The organism is Myroides sp. LoEW2-1 (genome assembly GCF_009767705.1).
Lineage (GTDB): Bacteria > Bacteroidota > Bacteroidia > Flavobacteriales > Flavobacteriaceae > Flavobacterium > Flavobacterium album_A.
This window is the reverse complement of the sequence record NZ_WSPP01000378.1, coordinates 1-16,437: the sequence shown is the minus strand read 5'-3', so window position 1 is coordinate 16,437 and position 16,437 is coordinate 1. Positions and strand designations below refer to the sequence as shown.

Below are 16,437 nucleotides of genomic sequence, written 5' to 3'. Positions count from 1 at the left end.
TCAAAACAAAGATCAACAGGATCAAAACAAAGATCAACAGGATCAAAACAAAGATCAACAGGATCAAAACAAAGATCAACAGGATCAAAACAAAGATCAACAAGGTCAAGATAAAGACCAAAATGGTCAGGATAAAGATAAAAAGGATCAGGATAAAGATCCGAAAGATAAAAAAGGAGAAGAAAACAAAGAGGAGGAAAATAAAAAACCTCAAAACAAGGATAACAAGAAGCAAGAAAATAAAGAAGAGGACAAGGAAGATTCTGATGAAAAAGATGGAGATAAAGACAACTCTGACAAGGATAAAGAGAATCAACCATCACAACAGCAGCCAATGCCAAGTAATATGAGTCAAATGCCACAAACGGCAACACAAGCTCAAATGAATCAGATATTACAGTCACTTGAAACAAAAGAGAAACAAGTACAACAACGAATCATCAACAAAGGCAAAGGGGCTGCCACACAAGGAAAAAATACGGGTGACAAAAAGAATGAACGCAAAAAAGACTGGTAGAAAATGAAATCATTTCAGAAATACATACTATTAATATGTTTTATCTGTAGTCAAGCATTATGGGCACAATACACTTTCGAAGCAAAAGTTAGCAGAGAAAATGTGCCCCTAAATGAACATGTTCGTATTGACTTCGTAATGGATGGTGATGGAGATAACTTTACCCCACCAAACTTCAATGGTTTAAAAATCGTTGGAGGGCCTAATCAAGCTGTTAGTCAGTCATGGATAAATGGCAAAAAGACTTTTTCGAAGACTTATTCTTATTTCTTACAATCGACTCGAAAAGGTAATTTCAAAATTGGACCTGCCACTATTGAGATTGAGGGTAAAGAATATAAAACTAATCCCCTATCCATTACTTTTGTTGACGCAGTACAAAAGCAAAATACTCCAAACAGGGGACGTAGTGGTGAATTAAATCAAATTCAACAACAATCCCTCGAGCACATACATTTAGTGACCGAGGTTAGCAACGCGAATCCTTATGTTAATGAGCCAGTAAACATTAGTTTTAAAATATATTTTAAAGAAGGACTCTCTGGTTATAGTGGTAAAAAAATACCTACGTACAAAGATTTTTGGGTACATACTATTCCCCCAACAAGACAACCTGAAATAAAGGTTGGGAAATACAAAGGAGAAACATACAACTACATCGAAATCAAAAGAGATGTAGTTATGGCACAAGAAGTAGGTAGTTATACTATAGATCCACTTGTTCTTGATGTTCAAGCGCAAGTTTATACAGGTAGACGAGATTTCTTCGGTTTTCCTGAAGTTGGCTATGTCGAAAAAGAAATTGGCACCAATAAGGTTACTATAAATAGCAAAGCATTGCCAGAGCAAGGTAAACCACTCAATTTCAGTGGTGGCGTAGGAAAACTCAACTTTAAGGTTACTCCTTCCAAAAGAGAGTTAAAAGCTGGTGATCCATTCACCTTAAAAGTGGAAGTATCTGGTCAAGGGAACCTGAATTTATTAACGATTCCCGAGCCAAAAGCTCATTCGGCATTAGAGTTATATGACCCCGTTTACACAGAGAAGGTTACTCCAACTGTATTCGGATTACAGGGAAAAAGAGCAAATGAATATACTATTATTCCGCAATACAAAGGGGATTACTATATTCAGCCTATGGAGTTTTCATACTTTGATCTATCGAGTAAATCGTATAAAACCATTTCGACAGATAGTCTAAAGATTGCCGTTATAGATGGGCCTGCATTGCCAACAAACACAACAATTCAACATGCTCAAGACTCTGAGGCAATAGACAATAGTGAACTATTTCAACCCATAGAGAACACGGCTACTTTTATTTCTACTGAATCCGAAACAGCTTATTGGTTGTCGACTACTTATTACCTATTGACATTATTTCCAATAGCTGCAATTCCATTCTTTGTATTGGCTGTGAATAGAAAACGCTCTTTAGACAATGACATAGAAGGAAACCGATTACGCACGAACAACCGATTAGCGCGCAAATATTTATCGGAAGCTAAAAAGCACTTAAAAGACAAAGATAGTTTCTATGAAGCTTTAGAACGTTGCTTACACAACTTCCTTAAGGCTAAACTAAAAATAGAAACATCAGAGATGAGTAATGAAACAATTCAGGATCTACTGCAAGATAACCAAGTGACAGAGGAGCAAATTACTGCATTTATGGAGCTAAAGAATGCTTGTGAATGGGCAAGATACACTCCCACTGAACAGGTAGATACAAACAAAGATTACGAATCTGCTATACAAGTAATAAGTCAATTAGAAAAACAATTAAAGTAAACAATGATGAAATATATAATCTATATCCTATTATTTGCTTTACCATCTGTTTCTTTCGCACAAGACAAAAGTCAGTGGGAAAAGAAGTTTGACAATGCTAATAGCTTATATATAAAAGAGAATTATGCAAAGGCTATAGAAATCTATCACGAGTTAATCCAAGAGAAAGATAATTCTCCTGAGGTTTTCTTCAATTTGGCCAATGCTTATTATAAATTAAATAACAATACAGATGCTATTTACTATTATGAAAAAGCGCTAAAGTTAGCTCCAGATACCCAGGCCTTTCTCACAAATCTAAATTATGCTCGAAAGAATCTTGAAGATGATATTACTATTGTAAAAGAATACGACCAACAAGATATCATACACCAAAGTTTAGGAATACTAACAGTTAATCAATGGGCTACTCTGAGTACACTTGCAGCATTCTTAGTCTTAATTTGCTTTATCTGCTACTATTTAACCACTAAAAGTAATGTAAAGAAACTAAGCTTTACCTGCCTTATACTCTTTCTCTTTTTAAGTTTAGTGACAGCTTATAGCGCTTACTTTGAAGACCATTATAAAAGTGACGCTTATTCAGGAATCATTTTCGACAAAGTCTTAGAGCTAAAAAGTGAAGCGCGACATACTTCTGATACCATTAGAGAGCTCCACGAAGGAACAAGAGTTCATGTATTGGAAGAAAAATCTCTTTGGATAAAGGTACAATTGGACAACCAAGAAGAGGGTTGGATAGAGAAGAAATCCATCAAAGTGATATAGTAAAAAAGGGGACAAAAGAATAATTTCTTTTGTCCCCTTTTTTATTTTTAGCCCTATACACAATCGATTAAACAGCTGTAGGTTCCTCTGGTGTAGTAAGCATGTCCACGCTTCTTGCAAACAAGGACTTAACCATATTGTACAAACTTGGTAGAATGTCTTCCGATAAAACTAAGTAAGTCTTATAACTATAAGACTGCTGCAAAGTTTCTGTTTCCACAAGCTTGAATATATTATTTACCTCATCGAATAAACTAAGAAAAACACTTCCTACCAAGATAACTACAAGGATTTGGAACAAAGCACCAAAAAGTCGATTAACAAAACCTAAATAAACAGTCTCGAAAACCTTAGTCAGCATATTAGCGACGAATTTCACAAGTAAAATCGATAAGAAGAAGGTCAAGATAAAAGAGATAATAGGCAGAAAAGAGGTATCCCATCCTAATTTAGTGAACAGCAATTCTTTGACAACGTTCGAAAACTTCAAAGCGCCAATTATACCAATAAGAATTGATAAAAAGGCTGCTACAGAAACAAACAAACCTTTCTTCAAACCTATATAAATACCATATACTAAAACAATACCAGTGATTATATCTAAAACCATCAACCTATTTTTATTACGAATATATTACAAAAACTCATCTTATGACTTACTTTAAAAAATAATTCATCCAAAATCAGGTCTTTTTGCGCATTATCTCAAAAAGACAAACCTCAAAAAAACAATTCAATCTTAGTCCGTTATACAATAATGATTCCAATTTGTAAAATATGGTATCAACCTCAACAGAATAAAACAGAATCAAATTGCAAATTGTATCTTTGTCAACTTATTATAAAATAATATGGCAAGAGATGAACAATTAAAACAACGATGGCAATCGGTTGTTACCAAAATATCAGAGCGCTTTGGAGATGGTGAAACATTAGACTTAGAAGCAATTATATATTTAATAGGCGTACAAGAATTAGGAAAAATAAAAAAACGCTATAAGAAAGACGAAAAAATAAACCTAATGCACATTGCAATATGTAAATTATTAGAGCCTTATGGGTACTATGAGTTTGAATACTTTGACAATGACGGTTGGCCTCACTACAAAACTTTAGAGCACTTACCAGCATTAAAAGCAGGTGAACAAAGTGTATTAATGAAAGAAGCAATTGTAAATTACTTCCTGGAGAATAAGTTTATAGAATAAGCTACATTACAAAGAATTATCAAAAGAATAAGGTTTTAAAATTTTAATGTCTAATTGAAAAGCAGTAAATTTGCGCTTTACTTTACTTAAGATGATAGATAAAATAAAAGAATACATCGGTGAAGCAGAGTTATTTCACACCGATAATAAAGAGACGCTTGAAGCATTTAGAATTAAATTCTTATCAAAGAAAGGAATCTTAAATGACCTATTCGCACACTTTAAAACTGTGCCGAACGAGCAAAAAAAAGAGTTTGGTCAGATAATCAACTCGTTAAAAAATATTGTTGAGGCTAAAGTAAAATCAATTCAAGAAGAACTAGAGTCAAAAGATATACAAGGTTTATATGGAGATCTTACAAGACCAGGTTACCCTTTAGAAATTGGTTCAAGACATCCTATTTCATTAGTAAAAAACCAAATCGTAGATATCTTCAATAGTATTGGATTTAATATATCTGAAGGTCCTGAAATAGAGGATGACTGGCATAATTTCTCTGCGTTGAACTTCCCGGAATATCACCCAGCACGTGATATGCAAGATACTTTCTTCGTTCAAACCAATCCAGAGCACTTACTGCGTACACATACATCATCTGTACAAGTGCGTTATATGGAAAAGAATACACCTCCATTGAGAACTATTTCTCCAGGGCGCGTATTTAGAAACGAAGCTATTTCATCACGTTCACACTGTATATTCCACCAAGTTGAAGGTTTATATATTGACAAAGACGTTTCTTTCGCTGATTTAAAACAAACCTTGTTATACTTCACAAAAGAGATGTTTGGAAAATCTAAGATTAGATTGCGTCCTTCGTATTTCCCTTTTACTGAACCAAGTGCTGAAGTAGATATCTATTGGGGTCTTAAAACCGAAACAGATTACCGAATTACAAAAGGAACTGGATGGTTAGAGATTATGGGATGTGGTATGGTTGATCCAAATGTTCTTAAGAACTGTAATATCGATCCTACCGAATATAGTGGTTTTGCCTTTGGTATGGGAATTGAGCGTATCGCAATGTTATTATACCAAATCGGAGATATCCGTATGTTCTACGAAAACGATGTTCGCTTCTTAGAACAATTTAAAGCAAGTTTCTAATTAGATACACAATAATAAAAGGTCACTTCATTCGAAGTGACCTTTTTGCATACTACTAACTAATATAATTACCTCTGCTATAATTTTACGTCTTTTGAACTAACATCAAAAGAATCAAAACAAAGTAAATATTCCTATTCAATGGGTTACCCCCTAATTCTTCTACAGTATAATCCCTTACACTTGAAACAAGATCAAATCACTAAGAAACAATATGTTATCTTTTTAGATTCAATAAAAAACCCTTTATTCTAAGGTCCTAAAATAAAACAAACCAAGGCAACAGAATAATACAAATCAAATATTCCGCATGAATCGCTTGCATTAATAAAAGGCTTTCTATTTTCAATTAGACGTACATTCTCAATCATTGTTACAGCTGACTCGAAAAATTATTCAAAAAAAAAGTAAGACATCTCAAAAGAAACAATCTAAGTAGATTATAGTATAAACTGCGCATTAAAACTATGCACGCATAATAGTATGTACCTTAAATAGTTAATAAACTGTAAAAGAAAGCTTCATAATAAGAATAAGTTTACCTTTTACTCAATCACTTTTGTATTTTTGTCAGTTCAAACTAAACTAACTATGTCAAGATTTAATCTATTAACTGTAAAAGAAGTTCGCAGAGAGACTCCTAACGCAGTATCAATAGCATTTGATATTCCAGCCGATTTACAACAGGATTATAAATTCACAGCAGGGCAATATCTCAATATTAAATATCAACATGAGGGGAAAGAGATTCGCAGAGCCTATTCTATCTGCTCAACTCCTACCAGTGGAGAATTGAGAATTGCCGTAAAGAAAGTTGAAAATGGAATATTCTCAAGTTACGCAAATGAAATACTGAAAGCAGGTGATCAATTAGAAGTTGAGGCTCCTGAAGGAAGATTTACATTCGAACCGAATGCTACTGTATCTAATAACTATGCTGCATTTGCTGCTGGTAGTGGAATCACTCCAGTGATTGCTATTTTAAAAACAACATTAGAACAAGAACCAAACAGCAAATTTGTACTCATCTATGGGAATAAAAATGCTGAGGAGACAATCTTCCGCGATGAGTTATACAGACTGCAAGAGCAGTACAAAGAACGTTTGTTTATCCACTTCGTTTACTCTCGTATTAGAGAAAACGATTCAATTTTTGGACGTATAGATAAAGCAGCAATCAACTTTGTAGTTAACAATAAACACAAGGATACAACCTTTCAACAATTCTACATTTGCGGTCCTGAAGATATGATTGATACAGTAAGTGCTACTCTACAAGATAGAGGAGTCACTAAGGAAAATATCTCATTTGAAATCTTTACACCTAATACAGATGGAGCTGCTCCAATAGAAATAACTGGTGGAGGAACAATTAAAGTAACTGCTTTGGTTGATGATGATGAAACTACTTTCGAAATGGCAAAAGATCAAGTGTTGTTAAATGGTGTTCTTGAGGCAGGTGTAGATGCTCCTTATTCTTGTCAAGGTGGTATCTGTAGTTCTTGTATGTGCCGTATTATAAAAGGATCTGCTACGATGAAACTCAACAGTATTCTAACGGACCAAGAAGTAGAAGATGGTCTAATTCTGTCTTGTCAAGCAATTGTTACTTCTGATGAGATCTACGTTGATTACGATGATATTTAAAAAATTGCTCAAGGCAATAATCACTACATACAAAAAACAAAAAAGAGGTTATATTTTCATATAACCTCTTTTTCAACTTAGCTTCACTTTTAATTTAATTGGTCACTCCTACTTCGTTTTAGGAATTAAAGTCAGGAATTAAAATATGATTATTATCATATTTTGTATAAATGTATTTAATTTTTTTGACAACCAAAACTTATTTCACTTTTTAACAAAATTTAAATATTTTTTATAAAAAAGCACAAATAAGGCGCAATAAACTTACAATTCATCTACTTTATATCATAAAAAATAGCGTTACCTATTTTAATGCACATTAGCTTCAATTAAAAGGCAAAATAAACTATTATAAATAAAAAGGCTCTCCCACCGCGTGGAAAAGCCTCTTTCAATCTATCACAACACTAAACTTACTAGTTTCTCATTTACTTGGTCAAAGTTGAATGACGTGTACACACGGTCAAACTCTCCTTTGATTGCTTCATTCATCAGGTTACCTACACTACCTTCGTGTGTATGGTTTACCTCTTTTGACGGTTGATAAGTACCTGCCTCTATCGACAGCCCTATCTCTTTATATGCTTCTCTAAAAGGCATCCCCTTTAGCACATAATCATTCACTACCTCAACGCTAAACAAATAGTCGTATTTCGGATCGCTTAATATCTCTTTATTCACCTCTATATTGTCCAACATCAATTTCAGAATATCTAAACACTCTTTCAATGAAGTGAAAGCTGGGAACAAGTTCTCTTTTAACAACTGAAGATCTCTGTGGTACCCAGAAGGCAAATTAGTAGTCATTAAGGCTATTTCGTTAGGCAAGGCTTGTATCTTATTACATCTTGAACGAATAAGCTCTAAAACGTCTGGATTCTTCTTATGTGGCATAATGCTCGAACCTGTAGTCAAATGATCTGGGAATTTGATAAAGCCCATATTCTGACTCATATACAAGCATCCATCCATCGCGAACTTAGCTAAAGTAGCTGCAATAGCGCTTAACCCTTGTGCTAAGATACGCTCCGTCTTCCCTCTGCCCATCTGTGCATACACTACATTATAGTTCATAGACTGAAAGCCTAATAGGTCTGTAGTCATCTGTCTGTTTAGTGGAAATGATGAACCATAACCTGCAGCTGATCCCAATGGGTTCTTATTCGTCACCTTCCACGCAGCCAGCATCATCTCTAAATCGTCTACAAGGCTCTCTGCATACGCCCCAAACCACAAGCCAAATGACGAAGGCATTGCGATTTGTAAATGCGTATAGCCAGGCAGTAATACATCTTTATACTGATTGCTCAATTGCTGTAGTGTATCAAATACCTCCTTCGTCTTAGTCACAATCTCCTCTATCTCATGGCGAAAATAAAGTTTAAGGTCTACTAATACTTGGTCGTTTCTTGAACGTCCTGAGTGTATCTTCTTACCAGCCTCACCTATTCTTCTGGTCAATAATAACTCTACTTGAGAGTGTATATCTTCTACATCATCTTCTATCTCGAATTGACCAGCTAATATCTCTTGGTATATCTGTTTTAATTCTTTTTGAATAAGGACTAAGTCTTCTGACTCTAATAATCCTATACTTTCTAACATCTGTGTATGTGCTAATGACCCCATAACGTCAAATGCCGCCAAGTTCATATCTAACACTCTATCTTGTCCTACTGTGAAGGTATCTACATTACTATCTACAGTGGTATTCTTTTGCCATAATTTCATTTGCTACACGATTTGCGTTAACATCTCTATATACAAGGCTATTCCCTCTTCTATCTCCTTTACATAGACGAATTCGTCTGCTGTATGCGAGCGAGCAGAGTCGCCAGGTCCACACTTAAGCGATGGAATACTTAACAAGGCTTGGTCACTCGTCGTAGGTGAGCCATAGGTCTCTCTACCCAAGGCTATACCCGCCTGTACGATAGGGTGATCTTTAGCTATAGACGAAGGCTTTAATCGAGTAGAACGCGCATTGACCTCACAGTCTACATGCTGTCTCACTATCTCTAATACTTCTTCGTTTGTATAAGCATCTGTCACACGTACATCTACTACAAAGTCACAAGTAGAAGGCACCACATTATGCTGTGTACCTGCATTGATCATCGTCACACTCATCTTGATAGGTCCAAACTCCTCAGATACCTTAGGGAACTGATAGGTATTAAACCACTCTATATCTTTTATCGCTTTAAATATCGCATTGTCTCCTTCATTACGCGCTGCATGTCCTGAGCGCCCATGAGCTACACAGTCGAGTACCATTAGTCCTCGTTCTGCTACAGCTAAGTGCATTTGTGTAGGTTCTCCTACAATAGCGAATTCTAATTCTCCTAATTTAGGTATTACAAATTCTAAGCCATCATTACCCGATATCTCTTCTTCTGCCGTAGCAGCGATACAGAAGTTATACTTCATCCCCTCTTTCTCATAGAAGTGTAGAAATGTAGCGATTAAAGAGACCAAGCACCCTCCAGCATCATTACTCCCCAATCCGAACAACTTGCCATCTATAACCTCAGGCTTAAAAGGGTCACGGGTATAGTCTTTATTTGGTCTCACGGTATCGTGGTGAGAGTTCAATAAGATCGTAGGCTTACTCGGATCATAATGCTTATTAAACGCCCATACATTAAAAAGCTCTCGGTGAATAGCTACTCCATGAGACTCTAAAAAGTTGGCTATTAGATCAGAAGTCAAGTGCTCTTCTTTACTAAAAGATGGTGATGCTATAAGGCTTTCTAATAAAGCTATTGCCTGTTGTGATAAGTTGTCTTTCATTGTGGTTTTATATAGTTATGGGTCGTTGTCTTGTTATATTCTATTAAAGTTGAATCGTAGTACCAGCTTTTATATCTAATAGATCCTCTGCTTTCTTGATACATACCTTATCTACTCCTTGGTTGACAGCCGCCAAAGCGTTCTCTATCTTTGGCAACATACCATCAGCTATCACCCCTTGTTGTTTTAGTTGTGTAAAGTTCTCTTGATCAATGGTAGTGATCACAGAGTTCTCATCGTTAATGTCCTGCAATACCCCTTTGCGCTCAAAGCAATAGACTAAGGCTACTTTATACTTAGTAGCAAGAGCAACTGCTATATTAGAAGCAATAGTATCTGCATTGGTGTTTAGTAGTTGGCCTTCCTTATCAGCCGTAATCGCAGAGAATACAGGATTAATCCCTATCTCTAACAATTGTTGTAATCGAATCACATTCACATCGCTTGCCTCAAAGTCCCCGACATAGCCGTAGTCTATCGGCTCGATAGGGCGTTTATGACTCTGTATCAGCTTAGCGTCTGCTCCTGAGATTCCCATCGCATCACAACCTCTTGCTTGAAGTTGTGCAGTGATTTGTTTGTTTATCAAACCTGCATACACCATTACAGCTATAGGCAACATCGCCTCATCAGTGATACGACGCCCATTGACCATCTGAGTTTCTATCCCTAACTGAGTAGCCATACGCGTAGCTAATTTACCTCCACCGTGTACTAAGACCTTAGGGCCTTCTATACGAGCATAGATGTCTAAAAAAGCGTTCAACGCAGACTCGTCATCGACGATATTACCTCCTATCTTAATAACTGTAAGGCTTTGCATAATTTATTGGTTTTTAAGCATTTCTTTTAATACAGCTTGTGCTGCCCATACTCTGTTTCCTGCTTCTTGTATCACAATAGAACTATCGCTATCTAATACTTCTGACGAGATCACTAAATCACGTCTAACAGGTAAGCAGTGCATTACTTTGGCTTGATTCGTTGCTTCTAATTTATCCAAAGTCAACATCCAAGATTGATCTGTACACGTTATCTGTCCGTAGTCTTCATAACTCGACCAGTTCTTTACATATACGAAGTCAGCATCTGCTAAAGCTTCGTCCTGATTAGTAGTCACTGTAGCTCCTGCTGTAAACTCCTCTTTCAGCGCATAACCTTCTGGATGAGTCACCACAAAGTCTACAAGACCTTCTGCCTGAGCTCTACACATCCACTCTGCGAAAGAGTTCGGTACTGCCTGTGGAAGTGCCTTAACGTGCGGTGCCCATGTCAATACTACTTTAGGTTTTTTGCCTTGAGGTACTAATTTATCTTGTGCAGCGTCATAGTTATAATCGAAGTGCTCTACTATCGTGATTAAGTCTGTGAAGCTCTGTAGTGGATGTCTTGTCGCGCTCTCTAAGCTCACTACAGGTTTGCCACAGTACTTAGCGAACTTGCTAAACAATTCTTCGCTATAGTCTTCCTCAGCATCTTTTAACCCTGGGAACGAACGAAGTCCTAATATATCACAGTACTCACCCATCACCGCAGCGGCTTCTCTAATATGCTCTGCTGTATTTCCGTCCATCACTACGCCGTCTTTAGTCTCTAAAGCCCAACCGTCTGATGTCATATTCATCACCATTACATTCATCCCTAAGTTCATAGCAGCCTTCTGAGTACTCATCCTTGTACGCAAACTTGGGTTTAAGAATACTAAACCTATTGTTTTGTGCTTGCCAAGAGTTTCTTCTGCAAAAGGGTTTGCCTTACACGCTAATGCGCTATTTACTGCTTTAGATAGGGAAGGTATATCGTTAACGGAAAAAAATTGTTTCATTGTAATTGTCTTTTTAGAATTGTTGTAATCTGTTGTTGAATTTATCCAAGAATAAATCTGCATCAGCTTGAGTCAGATTTAATGCTGGTAACAACCGAATTACATTAGGGCTTGCATTACCCGTAAAGATGTGATCTTTCACTAATAGTTCTTTGCGAACCTCTTTTAACTCAGGAGCAAGGTCTATTCCGATCATTAGTCCTTTTCCTCTTACTTCCTGTATCTTATCTAATTTCTTTAATTCATTGATTAAGTAGTTCCCTACTTGGGCGGTATTCGCCATTAGATTGTCTTGCTTCATAACCTCTAATACAGATAAGGCTGCTGCACAAGCTAAGTGATTTCCTCCAAAAGTAGTTCCTAACTGTCCATGCCATGGCTTAAACTGCTCTCCAATCGCCATTGCTCCAATAGGAAATCCGTTCCCCATACCTTTCGCCATCGTATAGATATCAGCACTCACTCCACCGTCATTCACTGCATAGAAAGAACCTGTACGTCCATATCCACACTGTACTTCGTCTGCGATAAATACAGCTCCGTACTGTGTAGTAAGACTTCTAATCTTCGCTAAGAAGCTATCAGTCGCTACTTGTATTCCTCCTACACCTTGTATCCCTTCTATAATCACTGCTGTTACTTCATCACCATAAGAGGCAAATGCTTGTTCAAGAGCCTCTTCATCGTTAAAAGGCAAGAACACAATGTTCTCCGTTTGATTAACTGGGGCAACTATCTTTGGGTTATCAGTAGCAGAAACGGCAAGAGATGTTCTCCCGTGAAAAGCTTTATCAAAAGCGATTACTTTCTTTTTACCATTGTAAAAAGAAGCTAATTTTAAAGCGTTTTCATTTGCTTCTGCTCCTGAATTACACAAAAACAATTGATAATTGTCCAACCCAGCTACTTCCCCTAATAAGGCAGCTAATTGCTGTTGTAGAGGAATTTCTATAGAATTAGAATAAAATCCGATTTTGTTTAATTGGTCAGTTAATCTCGCTACATAGTGCGGATGAGTATGTCCGATAGAGATCACAGCGTGCCCTCCATATAAGTCTAAATACTCTTGACCGTTGTTGTCATATACTCTACTCCCTAATCCTTTTACAATCTCGATAGGGTTCAGTGGGTATACATCATATAATTTCATCATAATAAATCGTTGTTAGAAAGCCGAAGCTTTTAGTTGTAAACCTGTTTTTTCGTCTAATCCGAATAGCAAGTTCATGTTTTGAACAGCTTGTCCGCTTGCTCCTTTTAGTAGGTTATCTATCGCACTGGTCACTAATACATCATTTCCATTCTTTACGATAGACACCAAGCATTTATTCGTATTTACCACTTGCTTTAAGTCAATACCCTTTTTGCTTACATGCGTAAATGGATGCGATGCATAATACTTCTCATAAACATTATACAATTCCTCTTCTGTCAAAGTCGATTCAAACATCACACTGGCAAAAATCCCTCTCGCAAAGTCTCCTCTCTCTGGGATAAACTTAATGTTCTGTACATAGTCTGGCTGTAACTGTACAAGGCTTTCTCCTATCTCACTAAGGTGTTGGTGAGTGAAGGCTTTATATACGGATATATTATTCGCTCTCCAACTAAAGTGAGATGTAGTAGATAGACTCTGACCTGCACCAGTAGATCCTGTCAAAGCATTGATATAAACAGACTCAGGCATCTTAGCTGCATGTGCTAAAGGCAACAAGGCTAACTGAAGAGCTGTAGCAAAACAACCTGGATTAGCGATGTAATTCGCTTTCTTTATCTTCTCTTTATTCAGCTCTGGCAATCCGTAAACGAACTCTCCTGCTGTGTCTTTTAATCTAAAGTCTTGACTGAGGTCTATAATCTTAATCTCCTTATCAATGTCATTTTCTGCTAAGAATACTTTAGAATCGCCATGCCCCATACACAAGAACAGTACATCGATATCCTGCATCAAGGTACTCGTAAACTGTAAGTCTGTATCTCCAAACAAGTCTGTATGCACCTCATATACAGGCTTACCTGCACTACTATTAGAGTGTACAAAGGCAATCTCTACTGCGGGATGAGGTAAGAGAAGTCTTAGTAACTCTCCTCCAGTGTAACCTGCTCCACCTACTATTCCTGCTTTTATTGTTTGCATAGTTCTATTGCTCTTAGTTATTAACTTTGTGCCAAATCATTACTTGGTTACCAAAAATCTTAGAGAATCCTTTTACATCTTCGCCTGTCCATGCATTGTTCATCTCTCCATAGCTACCAAACTTATTAGACATCAGATCATGCGCTGATTCTATACCTATCACTACAAAACGGTGTGGGTGTAACTCTACTGTAACTTTTCCACTTACGGTCTGCTGTGTACTACTCAAGAATGCTTCCATATCTCTCATTACTGGATCGTGGAATTGTCCTTCGTGTAAGTAGTTACCATAGAATGAAGCTAATTGTTCTTTCCAGCTCAATTGCCACTTCGTCAACGTATGTTTCTCTAAAGTGTGGTGAGCTTTCACTAAAATAATAGGTCCTGCTGCTTCAAAACCAACTCTACCTTTGATACCAATGATCGTATCCCCTACGTGGATATCTCTACCGATACCAAATGGTTGTGCCATATCTTGTAATTGTTGGATAACCTCAGTAGGTTTTAGTTGCTTACCATTTAGAGCTACTGGCTCACCTTTCTCAAAAGTAATCTCCACTGTTTCAGGAGTAACTTTAGTAATCGGTGTAGGCCATGCCTCTTCTGGTAAATATAAATGAGAAGTTAGGGTTTCTTTTCCTCCTACTGAAGTTCCCCATAATCCTTTATTAATTGAGTATTTTGCTTTCTCTGCATTGATTTCAACACCGTGTTTTTGCAAGAAGTCAATCTCCTCCTCTCTACTTAACTTTAAATCTCTAATCGGTGTAATAATCTGTACATTAGGCACCAAAATATTAAAGATCATATCGAAACGCACCTGATCATTTCCAGCACCTGTACTACCATGCGCTACTGCTTCTGCCCCTATCTTCTTAGCGTAATTAGCAATGGCTGTAGCTTGACATACACGCTCAGCACTTACTGATAATGGGTAAGTCGCATTCTTCAATACGTTACCAAATATCAAGTACTTCACACTATCGTTATAGTAATCTTCTGTCTCGTCTATAGTCGTATGAGAAGCCACCCCTAAGGCATACGCTTTCTCCTCGATAACCTTCACTTCCTCAGCGTCGAAGCCCCCAGTGTTTACCACTACAGAGTGTACTTCATACCCTAATTCTTCTTTTAAATAAATGACGCAGAAGCTCGTGTCTAATCCTCCGCTAAATGCTAATACTACTTTCTTATTGTTCATGATAGATGGATTTAAAATTAAAATAGATTCGTTTTTTTGACTGTCTTCTTTAATTGCATTTGCAATCTCTTGAGCAAAGAATACTTTTTTTGCATTCCTTTGAGTCTTTCTTTTGCTTTCGCCTTTTGGTCTATTTTATTGCGAAGCTCTTTTTCTTTGTCTTCAGGGTTCCAAAGCATAGCTGTACACAGACAGTTCTTCTTCTCTTTGCTCTGTAAAATTTGGAAGTTAACACAACTCTCGCACCCTTTCCAGAACATCTCATCTTGTGTCAATTCTGAATAAGGAACAGGCTCATAGCCTAATTCTGAGTTGATCTTCATCACAGCAAACCCTGTAGTCAGACCGAATATTTTAGCCTTTGGATACTTCTCTCTTGACAATTCGAATACGCGTTTTTTAATCGCTTTGGCCAACCCTTCTTTTCTAAAAGTAGGATTGACAATCAGTCCAGAGTTGGCTACGTAATCACCGTGACTCCATGTCTCGATATAACAAAAACCAGCCCACGTACCATCTACGTGCAAAGCGATAACAGCCTTGCCCTCAACCATTTTAGTAGCTACGTACTCTGGTTTTCTTCTTGCGATACCCGTCCCTCTGGCAAGAGCCGACTGAGCCATCTCTTCACAAATTTGTTCCGCATATCCTACGTGTGTTTCATTCGCAGGAATAACGATAAACTGATTTGAATTCATTTCAAAACAAGTGATTAGGAATCAAACGCGCTTAAATATTGATACCGAATAGGTACAACAATATACAAACTGTCTGAAAAGCATTAAAAATCAATGATATATGTACAGATATAATGCCAAAGAAGGCATTATATTAAAAAAGGCTAAAAAAGATTAAGCCCGGACGCGAGATACCCGCGATGTAGAAACAGAAGAAACCGCAACAAATGCAAGAGCAATGTTGTCAGAAATAAAAGTCATATTTAAATCGGTTTTCTTCATATCGTATTTGTGCTTAAAGAAGCATGGACAAAGTTTTCTAATTTAAATCGGATTATGCAAGCTTTTTCTTAAAAAAATAAAACAGCCCTCAATGCCTTATATACTACAAGATTGAGTATCATAACCAAAAAAATATTGAAGTGAAACTATTGCTGTTTTTGTTTTAAAACGTCATATTCACCTTCTAACCAGATAAACACACCATTAAAAAAAGATTTGATTTGCGAAGGTAAAATACTGTCGTTAAAATTAGTTTAACTTCTAAGTGATAGTCGTCTGTTAGCATAATAATCGCATAGTGGTCGCATGAATTTGCCTATAAAGTATGCGACCACTATGCGATCACATGCCGACCACAAGCCGACCACCCTCTTTCAAATGTGTCTCGTCCTAATATAGCTGTACAGTTATTGTTTATAATCCTGCTTTTAACTGTACATTTGGTTTTATAATCCTATTATAACTATACAGGTACTTGTTGTT

The 16,437-nt window shown here is 36.8% G+C and carries 14 protein-coding genes and 1 pseudogene; 6 read left to right on the top strand and 9 right to left on the bottom strand.

The features are described from left to right. The 3 genes and pseudogenes from GOQ24_RS16220 to GOQ24_RS16210 all read left to right on the top strand — a co-directional run. Positions 1 to 517, top strand: a pseudogene (locus GOQ24_RS16220) (hypothetical protein); the annotation flags it as partial. A 3-nt stretch (positions 518 to 520) separates the two neighbouring features. Next, positions 521 to 2,308: a BatD family protein gene (locus tag GOQ24_RS16215; RefSeq protein WP_155091962.1), complete on the top strand. Its 1,788-nt coding sequence runs from the start codon at positions 521 to 523 to the stop codon at positions 2,306 to 2,308. 3 nt (positions 2,309 to 2,311) lie between these two features. Further along, positions 2,312 to 3,076 carry a tetratricopeptide repeat protein gene (locus tag GOQ24_RS16210; protein WP_230381507.1) on the top strand — a complete coding sequence of 255 codons (765 nt, stop codon included), beginning with the start codon at positions 2,312 to 2,314 and terminating at the stop codon, positions 3,074 to 3,076. A 67-nt stretch (positions 3,077 to 3,143) separates the two neighbouring features. Here GOQ24_RS16210 and GOQ24_RS16205 read toward each other — a convergent pair whose 3' ends face one another. Next, entirely contained in the window at positions 3,144 to 3,686 is a 543-nt protein-coding gene (locus GOQ24_RS16205) for a CvpA family protein (protein WP_155091961.1), read from the bottom strand. Between the two features lie 241 nt (positions 3,687 to 3,927). Between GOQ24_RS16205 and GOQ24_RS16200 the strand changes: the two genes are divergently transcribed. The 3 genes from GOQ24_RS16200 (at position 3,928) to GOQ24_RS16190 (ending at position 7,039) form a co-directional block, all read left to right on the top strand. Then, positions 3,928 to 4,284 carry a hypothetical protein gene (locus tag GOQ24_RS16200; protein ID WP_155091960.1) on the top strand — a complete coding sequence of 119 codons (357 nt, stop codon included), beginning with the start codon at positions 3,928 to 3,930 and terminating at the stop codon, positions 4,282 to 4,284. A gap of 91 nt (positions 4,285 to 4,375) precedes the next feature. Then, positions 4,376 to 5,392: a phenylalanine--tRNA ligase subunit alpha gene (gene pheS, locus GOQ24_RS16195; RefSeq protein ID WP_155091959.1), complete on the top strand. Its 1,017-nt coding sequence runs from the start codon at positions 4,376 to 4,378 to the stop codon at positions 5,390 to 5,392. 591 nt (positions 5,393 to 5,983) lie between these two features. Beyond that, positions 5,984 to 7,039, top strand: a complete 1,056-nt coding sequence (locus GOQ24_RS16190) for a ferredoxin--NADP reductase (protein ID WP_160340165.1) — start codon at positions 5,984 to 5,986, stop codon at positions 7,037 to 7,039. Between the two features lie 399 nt (positions 7,040 to 7,438). On the opposite strand, the gene argH is transcribed toward GOQ24_RS16190, so the two are convergent. The 8 genes from argH to GOQ24_RS16150 are packed head-to-tail and all read right to left on the bottom strand — an operon-like array spanning position 7,439 to position 15,693. Then, positions 7,439 to 8,770 carry an argininosuccinate lyase gene (gene argH, locus GOQ24_RS16185; protein ID WP_006257999.1) on the bottom strand — a complete coding sequence of 444 codons (1,332 nt, stop codon included), beginning with the start codon at positions 8,768 to 8,770 and terminating at the stop codon, positions 7,439 to 7,441. A 3-nt stretch (positions 8,771 to 8,773) separates the two neighbouring features. Beyond that, on the bottom strand, positions 8,774 to 9,832 hold the full coding sequence (locus GOQ24_RS16180) for a M20 family metallo-hydrolase (RefSeq protein WP_155091957.1): 1,059 nt from the start codon (positions 9,830 to 9,832) through the stop codon (positions 8,774 to 8,776). A gap of 43 nt (positions 9,833 to 9,875) precedes the next feature. Next, a complete protein-coding gene (argB, locus tag GOQ24_RS16175) occupies positions 9,876 to 10,655 on the bottom strand; it encodes an acetylglutamate kinase (protein WP_155091956.1) in 780 nt (259 codons plus the stop codon). 3 nt (positions 10,656 to 10,658) lie between these two features. Further along, positions 10,659 to 11,657: an acetylornithine carbamoyltransferase gene (locus GOQ24_RS16170; protein ID WP_155091955.1), complete on the bottom strand. Its 999-nt coding sequence runs from the start codon at positions 11,655 to 11,657 to the stop codon at positions 10,659 to 10,661. Between the two features lie 13 nt (positions 11,658 to 11,670). Continuing rightward, the gene (locus GOQ24_RS16165) at positions 11,671 to 12,810 is read right to left on the bottom strand and encodes an aspartate aminotransferase family protein (RefSeq protein WP_155091954.1); all 1,140 of its coding nucleotides are present in this window, start codon (positions 12,808 to 12,810) and stop codon (positions 11,671 to 11,673) included. A gap of 12 nt (positions 12,811 to 12,822) precedes the next feature. Next, the gene (argC, locus tag GOQ24_RS16160) at positions 12,823 to 13,794 is read right to left on the bottom strand and encodes an N-acetyl-gamma-glutamyl-phosphate reductase (RefSeq protein WP_155091953.1); all 972 of its coding nucleotides are present in this window, start codon (positions 13,792 to 13,794) and stop codon (positions 12,823 to 12,825) included. A 13-nt stretch (positions 13,795 to 13,807) separates the two neighbouring features. Further along, positions 13,808 to 14,995, bottom strand: a complete 1,188-nt coding sequence (gene argG / locus GOQ24_RS16155; protein ID WP_155091952.1) for an argininosuccinate synthase — start codon at positions 14,993 to 14,995, stop codon at positions 13,808 to 13,810. 17 nt (positions 14,996 to 15,012) lie between these two features. After that, the gene (locus tag GOQ24_RS16150) at positions 15,013 to 15,693 is read right to left on the bottom strand and encodes a GNAT family N-acetyltransferase (protein WP_155091951.1); all 681 of its coding nucleotides are present in this window, start codon (positions 15,691 to 15,693) and stop codon (positions 15,013 to 15,015) included. Positions 15,694 to 16,437: the final 744 nt, after the last annotated feature.

Coding starts and splice junctions, on each gene's coding strand:
- GOQ24_RS16215 (WP_155091962.1), top strand. CDS start 521: ATGAAATCATTTCAGAAATACATACTATTAATATGTTTTATCTGTAGT.
- GOQ24_RS16200 (WP_155091960.1), top strand. CDS start 3,928: ATGGCAAGAGATGAACAATTAAAACAACGATGGCAATCGGTTGTTACC.
- GOQ24_RS16150 (WP_155091951.1), bottom strand. CDS start 15,693: ATGAATTCAAATCAGTTTATCGTTATTCCTGCGAATGAAACACACGTA.
- GOQ24_RS16180 (WP_155091957.1), bottom strand. CDS start 9,832: ATGAAAGACAACTTATCACAACAGGCAATAGCTTTATTAGAAAGCCTT.
- argC (WP_155091953.1), bottom strand. CDS start 13,794: ATGCAAACAATAAAAGCAGGAATAGTAGGTGGAGCAGGTTACACTGGA.
- pheS (WP_155091959.1), top strand. CDS start 4,376: ATGATAGATAAAATAAAAGAATACATCGGTGAAGCAGAGTTATTTCAC.
- argH (WP_006257999.1), bottom strand. CDS start 8,770: ATGAAATTATGGCAAAAGAATACCACTGTAGATAGTAATGTAGATACC.
- GOQ24_RS16210 (WP_230381507.1), top strand. CDS start 2,312: ATGATGAAATATATAATCTATATCCTATTATTTGCTTTACCATCTGTT.
- GOQ24_RS16170 (WP_155091955.1), bottom strand. CDS start 11,657: ATGAAACAATTTTTTTCCGTTAACGATATACCTTCCCTATCTAAAGCA.
- GOQ24_RS16165 (WP_155091954.1), bottom strand. CDS start 12,810: ATGATGAAATTATATGATGTATACCCACTGAACCCTATCGAGATTGTA.
- GOQ24_RS16190 (WP_160340165.1), top strand. CDS start 5,984: ATGTCAAGATTTAATCTATTAACTGTAAAAGAAGTTCGCAGAGAGACT.
- argB (WP_155091956.1), bottom strand. CDS start 10,655: ATGCAAAGCCTTACAGTTATTAAGATAGGAGGTAATATCGTCGATGAC.
- argG (WP_155091952.1), bottom strand. CDS start 14,995: ATGAACAATAAGAAAGTAGTATTAGCATTTAGCGGAGGATTAGACACG.
- GOQ24_RS16205 (WP_155091961.1), bottom strand. CDS start 3,686: ATGGTTTTAGATATAATCACTGGTATTGTTTTAGTATATGGTATTTAT.